The 4214-nt window shown below is 41.2% G+C and carries 3 protein-coding genes; all 3 read right to left on the bottom strand.

What is annotated here, in order from left to right; translation table 11 throughout:
* Positions 1-481: 481 nt before the first annotated feature.
* Complete coding sequence (pnp, locus tag ABZB17_RS21005) at positions 482-2773, bottom strand: polyribonucleotide nucleotidyltransferase (protein WP_372653330.1); 2292 nt, start codon at positions 2771-2773, stop codon at positions 482-484.
* Between the two features lie 118 nt (positions 2774-2891).
* Positions 2892-3161, bottom strand: coding sequence for a 30S ribosomal protein S15 (rpsO, locus tag ABZB17_RS21010; protein WP_045026295.1), 270 nt, complete (start codon positions 3159-3161; stop codon positions 2892-2894).
* A gap of 786 nt (positions 3162-3947) precedes the next feature.
* The coding region (locus tag ABZB17_RS21015; RefSeq protein ID WP_372653333.1) for a hypothetical protein at positions 3948-4214 on the bottom strand (267 nt) is incomplete at its 5' end.

Below are 4214 nucleotides of genomic sequence, written 5' to 3' on the forward strand. Positions count from 1 at the left end.
CTCTTTTGGTCGTTGCCCGGAGTTGAAATGAAACCTTAGTGAGAGCGGGAAACTCCGAGTGGGCGAGGAGATCACCCGTCCGAACTTAGGTTTAATGAAAACGTAGGGGAAGGACCAAAAGCAGCCTTGAATTTTCTGTTTCGTCTTTGCTTCAAGTTGGAGCAAAGACGAAATCCCGACATTTCGTCGGGGGCAAAGATGAAAGCCGCCAGGCAGGCAAAAAGTTCCAGTTCCTCTCTTGCCGTCTATGGAATGTTAAATCCATCGGACTTGCGGGTGATCCGATGTTTCATCTTATAAGTGTACACTGTTAATAACAAAAAAACGCCCCACCAAAAGGCGGAGCGTTTTATTATTTTGCTTGAATTTTATTCAGCTCTTATACCGATGTGAAATCAAATTAAAACTTTAATTTTTCAATCGGCATTAACCATTGTAATTTCAGTGTTTCGCTTAAGGCTCACACTGAAAACAATTGGTATTAGTCGTTATCGCGACGAGGACGGAATTCTCTGCGATCACCACCTCTGCGGTCATCACGTCTTCTGTCTCCACCTCTGCGATCATCGCGTCGACGATCACCACCACGGTTATCTCCACGAGGTCCGCGGTTTTCTCTTGGTGGGCGCTCTACATAACCTTCAGGTTTTGGAAGCAACACTTTGCGCGAAAGTTTAAGTTTACCGGTTTTTTCGTCAACACCGATCAGTTTTACTTCAACAATTTCGCCTTCTTTAGCAAAGTCCTCTGCGTTTTCAACGCGTTCCCAAGCCATTTCAGATACGTGCAACAGACCTTCTTTTCCAGGAATAATTTCGATAAATGCTCCGAAAGAAACTACCGATTTTACTTTTCCCTGGTAAATTTCACCCACTTCAGGAAGTGCAGTGATCGCCTTAATTTTAGCTTTTGCAGCTTCAATTGGCTCCAATCCGGCTCCTGAAATCTGAACCAAACCAGCATCGTCAACTTCTTCGATAACAATAACGGTTTGAGTTTCTTCCTGGATAGCCTGAATAACTTTTCCACCAGGTCCGATTACCGCACCGATCATATCCTTAGGAATTTGAACGGTTTCGATACGTGGAACATTTGGTTTAAAGTCTTCGCGAACTTCAGGAATCACTTTCAGCATTTCGCCCAAAATGTGTAAACGGCCTTCTTTTGCCTGTTGCAATGCTTGCGCAAGCACTTCGTATGGCAGTCCGTCAACTTTAATATCCATTTGAGTAGCGGTAATACCATCGGCAGTACCGGTTACTTTAAAGTCCATGTCACCCAGGTGGTCTTCGTCACCTAAAATGTCAGAAAGAACAGCGTATTTTTCAGCACCTTTATCGGTAATCAATCCCATTGCGATACCCGATACCGGCTTTTTGATTTTTAATCCGCAGTCCATCAATCCCATTGTTCCGGCACAAACTGTAGCCATCGATGATGATCCGTTTGATTCCAAAATATCAGAAACAATACGAACTACATAAGGCGAATCGGCAGGAAGCATTTTCTTTAATGCACGGTGTGCCAGGTTTCCGTGACCGATCTCGCGACGGCTTGTTCCGCGTGGTGTTTTAGGATCGCCAACACAGAATGGAGGGAAGTTGTAGTGTAATAAAAACTTCTCTTTTCCCTGAACAGTTACCTGGTCGATAATTTTCTCATCCATTTTGGTACCCAAAGTAACCGAAGTTAACGATTGAGTTTCGCCACGGGTGAAAATTGATGATCCGTGTGCACCGGGAAGGTAATCTACCTCACCCCAGATAGGACGGATTTGGTTAGTAGCACGGCCATCCAAACGAATTCCATCGTCGAGAATCATACGGCGCATAGCTTCTTTTTCCACATCGTGGTAGTAACGGCGAATGAGTTTTTCGTTGGCCACAAGGTCAATCTCCTCATTTTCGGCGTTGGCCTCAACGTAAGCTGCAACATATTCGTCAACAACAGCAGCAAAAGACTCCATACGCAGGCTTTTGTTGGTAATTTGTTGTTTCGCAATAGCGTATGCTTTTTCGTAAAGATCGGCTTTTACCTGTGCACGCAATTCTTCGTTGTTGTTTTCGTGGCAATATTCACGTTTAACAACTCCCAGTTCTGCAGCCAGTTCTTCCTGAACTTTACAGTGCTTTTTAATTTCTTCGTGCGCAACTTTAATCGCTTCCAACATTACTTCTTCCGAAACTTCATTCATTTCGCCTTCAACCATCATAATGTTTTCGTACGATGCGCCAACCATAATGTCAAGATCGGCTTCTGCTAACATCGCCAGAGATGGGTTGATAACGAATTCGCCATCAATACGGGCTACGCGAACTTCCGAAATCGGAGTAGTGAAAGGAACATCTGAAACAGCGATTGCTGCTGATGCTGCCAAACCGGCTAAACAGTCAGGCATTTCATCTTTTCCTGATGAGATCAGTGAGATCATTACCGCGGTTTCAGCGTGGTAATCTTCCGGGAAAAGTGGACGAAGTGCACGGTCAACTAAACGTGCAACCAAAATTTCTTCATCGCTCGGACGGGCTTCTCTTTTCAGGAAACCACCCGGGAAACGTCCTGCGGCTGAAAATTTTTCGCGGTAATCAACTGATACCGGCATGAAATCTACATCTTCTTTCGCTTCTTTTGCCGACACAACTGTTGCCAGCAACATGGTGTCACCCATTCGAACCACTACCGAACCATCAGCTTGTTTTGCCAATTTGCCGGTTTCAATGGTAATCGTCCTGCCGTCGGCAAGTTCGATTGTTTTAACTGTAGCGTTTACCATAATTTAAATCAATAATTTTTGCGGCCTGTATGCGGCCTTTGTTAATTACAATGGGTGGTGAGGTTTTGCAATTTACAAAAAAGAAAGGCAATACCAATGCATTGCCTTTCAATATAATTTACTTACGTAAGTTCAACTCTTTGATAATCGCACGGTAACGTTCGATATCTTTTTTGATGAGGTAATCGAGTAAGCTACGACGCTTACCTACTAGTTTAATCAATGCACGACGAGTGCTGTGGTCTTTCTTGTTTTTTTTCAGGTGTTCAGTTAAGTGGTTAATTCTTAACGAGAACAATGCAATCTGACCTTCTGCACTACCTGTGTCCTGAGCTGATTGGCCATGTTTGGCGAAAAGCTCTTGTTTTTTTTCTGATGTTAAATACATTTTTTAAAGAACTATTTGTTATACAATGTTTACGCCGCAACATCGCTTTCAATAGAAACGGCATAAAATTAATTGGCCGCAAAAGTAATTAAAAGATTTCTGATTGACAAAGGTTTGGCGCTTTTTGCTGATTAATAGTAATTAAGCCGGGTTGAAGACGTAGATATAGTACTTTTTTCACCAGAAGTAAAAAAGTTAATAACAGGATTGAAAATTTTTGGAGGGATGATATTCTGCTTATTTAAATCCTGGTAAAGATGCGCTATTCACGTTAAGGTGTTGATAAGTAGCGAACTAAAATAGAAACATTACTGTTTTGATTCCTTAAACTTGTTGTACCCTTATTTTTTATCATTATACATTATTGAATGTGAGGGGTGGTCGTTGGGCTACCCTTTTTCTTTTTTCTGAAAAAAGAAAACCACCTCCATAATTAGAGGTGGCCCAAAACTTAATATCTAAGGAGGTTTGGGTGATTGCCTAAATTTTATGCAGGTTAGTTAGAAAGGCAATACCCGGCATTTCTTCAATTTTTCTTTCTTTTCATGTTGTGAGACAGAAAAATATGTTGGCGATAAGGACTAATAACACGAATAAGATTTCATGGCCTTAATTTTCAGAAAATGAAGAAATGACATTTAGTGGAATCAAAGTTCGGGAATAAAACAATACTTATGTTAGTAATACAGCATCAGAAGGTAGAATCTATAGTTTTTGAGTTGAACTTATATTGCAAGAGTTGAATTTATTTTGCAAAATGTGTTTCTATGAAGGGAATGGTGGGATTTATTCCAATAGGATGTTATTGTTTTCGAGCCATACTTTAATGCGTTCGTGTTCGGTTTTGTATTTTGTTTCAACATCGGCAACTATCTTCTCAAAATCAGGTTCTCCCCTGATTGTTTCAAATAAGGGATCTGTTTTTATTAGGTCTACCGTCCAGCGCGGCATTTTATTCAACTCGCTAAATTTTGATAGCCATAAATAAGCATTCTGTTTATCCCCATTGAAGGCATAAATACCCGCAAGATCGTAAAGTAAAAAATTGGAATA

The organism is Draconibacterium sp. (genome assembly GCF_041583095.1).
Classification (GTDB): domain Bacteria; phylum Bacteroidota; class Bacteroidia; order Bacteroidales; family Prolixibacteraceae; genus Draconibacterium.